2 protein-coding genes and 1 pseudogene are annotated in these 1948 nt (G+C 41.9%); 2 read left to right on the forward strand and 1 reads right to left on the reverse strand.

Features of this window, described 5'->3' with window-relative positions; all coding sequences use genetic code 11:
- Positions 1-162 precede the first annotated feature (162 nt).
- Positions 163-345: pseudogene (locus tag HZS80_RS23165) on the reverse strand (transposase); the annotation flags it as partial.
- Between the two features lie 300 nt (positions 346-645).
- Here HZS80_RS23165 and HZS80_RS23170 point away from each other — a divergent pair.
- Positions 646-1242 carry an SLATT domain-containing protein gene (locus HZS80_RS23170; RefSeq protein WP_179917456.1) on the forward strand — a complete coding sequence of 199 codons (597 nt, stop codon included), beginning with the start codon at positions 646-648 and terminating at the stop codon, positions 1240-1242.
- Positions 1239-1913, forward strand: coding sequence for a reverse transcriptase domain-containing protein (locus HZS80_RS23930; RefSeq protein ID WP_179917457.1), 675 nt, complete (start codon positions 1239-1241; stop codon positions 1911-1913). Before HZS80_RS23170 ends, HZS80_RS23930 begins: the two co-directional genes overlap by 4 nt.
- Positions 1914-1948 lie beyond the last annotated feature (35 nt).

A 1948-nucleotide genomic window follows, 5' to 3' on the forward strand; every position in this document is an offset into this window, starting at 1 on the left:
GTGTCTGAAGGACGGAAAGTGGTTAAAAAGTAGCCGATGTAAGTCGAGCCAGTAGGTGTTTAGCGGTGTTACAGCCTGAGTGCGGTACTGGCTGAGGTACTATGAGAAATCCAGGCTAGAGCTCCTCTTGTTGGGTCTGCCACTTAAGTCCACTATTTACCGCGTTGCTTTAGGGCTTTGGTCACCCTGCTCTGGGCGTAACTGACGAACCCACTTATCTATGGTTGAATGCCCAATACTTATGGCTTCAGCCGCTTCTCGAACAGTGTAATTTTGATCGACGACTAGCTGTGGTACTTCGAGTCGGAATTCAGGGCTGAAATTACTTTTTGGTCTTGTTGCCATGCTGCCACCAATTTGTTTCTTGGTGCATACTAGCCCCTTTGATTAGGCGGCCAAATTCACTATGCCACTACACGCGCTCCAGACTATGCGGGTACCATTGAATTATGAATTTTTGATGATTCTCGCATTACGTACTGATAAGCTGGTTTTGTCCTAGGGTGTGGCAGCCTTAGCTGTCCACTCACTTGTGAGTGCAACTAATATTGAAGAGATACGTCTCTTAGCCTTCGTGGCTTGCCCTTGGTTGGGTGTTAACTCTGTAACTAAAAGACACCCTAGGGCTCCTTTTTGGGAGTTTTAATGGCATTTTCAGATAATGTATGGTGGACAAGGAAAGCAAGAATTCAGGCCGAAAAACGCCTCCTGTCAAATGCATTTCAATCTCAAATATTGCTGCTTTGGTACTCCTTCTCTGGTGTGGCCTCGGCTATATACTATTTGAGCCTAGGTGAAAGTAGTGTTAATCCAGAGTTGAGTGGAATCGCGTGGGTCGTTTTCTCAGTGCTTGTATTATGTATTTCTGGATTCATCAATGGCCTTTCATTTAAAGAAAGAGCAGGGCTGATAAAAGAATGCTATGAAACACTAAACGGGCTTTATCATAAGACGAAAGATGTAAACGCAAATTTGCTTTGTTTGAGTTATGAATATGATCAGATATTGGGCGTTTGTGAAAATCATACGGATCGTGATTATTATCTAGCTTTATGCATCGAGCACGTTACTAAATCGGGAAAGGTAGATGCGAGCACAGGGTGTAAAGCTGGTTTAGATAGATGCCCAACTTGGTATCATTGGACATTTCTCGTTTATTGCTACGGTTGTCGCTGGTTAATGCTTTTAGCGTTATATTTCTTGCCCATCCTAATTTTTATCGTATTGGAATATTTAAAGTGAGAGTCAGTGATATTTTTTTGAAGCACTTCTCAGTTGAGAAACTTAAAGCTGTTTTTTCTGATCATATTGTATACTCACGGGCGACAGGAATTGATAACCTGGATCAATATGCGTTTAGGGCTCAATTAGATAAACAGATTGAAATTCTCAATAGAAAAGCTATTGCTGGTAGCTATAAATTCACAAAGTACAAGCTGAAACTAGTAAGTAAGGGCAGAAATAAGATCCCAAGAGAGATATCTATTCCTACTGTACGTGATCGTATAGCATTGCGAGCGCTGTGTGATTTTCTGACTGAAATATACCAAGATGAAATTGGCTTCGAGTTGCCGCAGAAAATTATAAAAAAAGTAAAAATTGACTCAAATGGTTCTAGGTATAATGCTTGTATCAAGCTTGATGTAGCTAATTTTTACCCATCAATAAAGCATGCAGAACTTATGTCTCGACTAGGGAGGAAAATACGAAATCCTTCCATAAAGTCATTAATATTATCAGCGATTAGTTCACCAACAGTTAGTGTTTCAATGCCCTCAGACATGCTGTCGATAAGAGGCGTTCCCCAAGGTCTTGCTGTCTCTAACATTGGCGGTCTCAATGAGCAAGTGCAACACGTGACCCATCAGGTACGGTGTTGCTATGACTTACTGCTATCGCCATCTCACTGCTGAAGACCGAGCCGCCATCATGATGATGCGAGCGACTC

The organism is Vreelandella glaciei (assembly GCF_013415125.1).
GTDB lineage: Bacteria > Pseudomonadota > Gammaproteobacteria > Pseudomonadales > Halomonadaceae > Vreelandella > Vreelandella glaciei.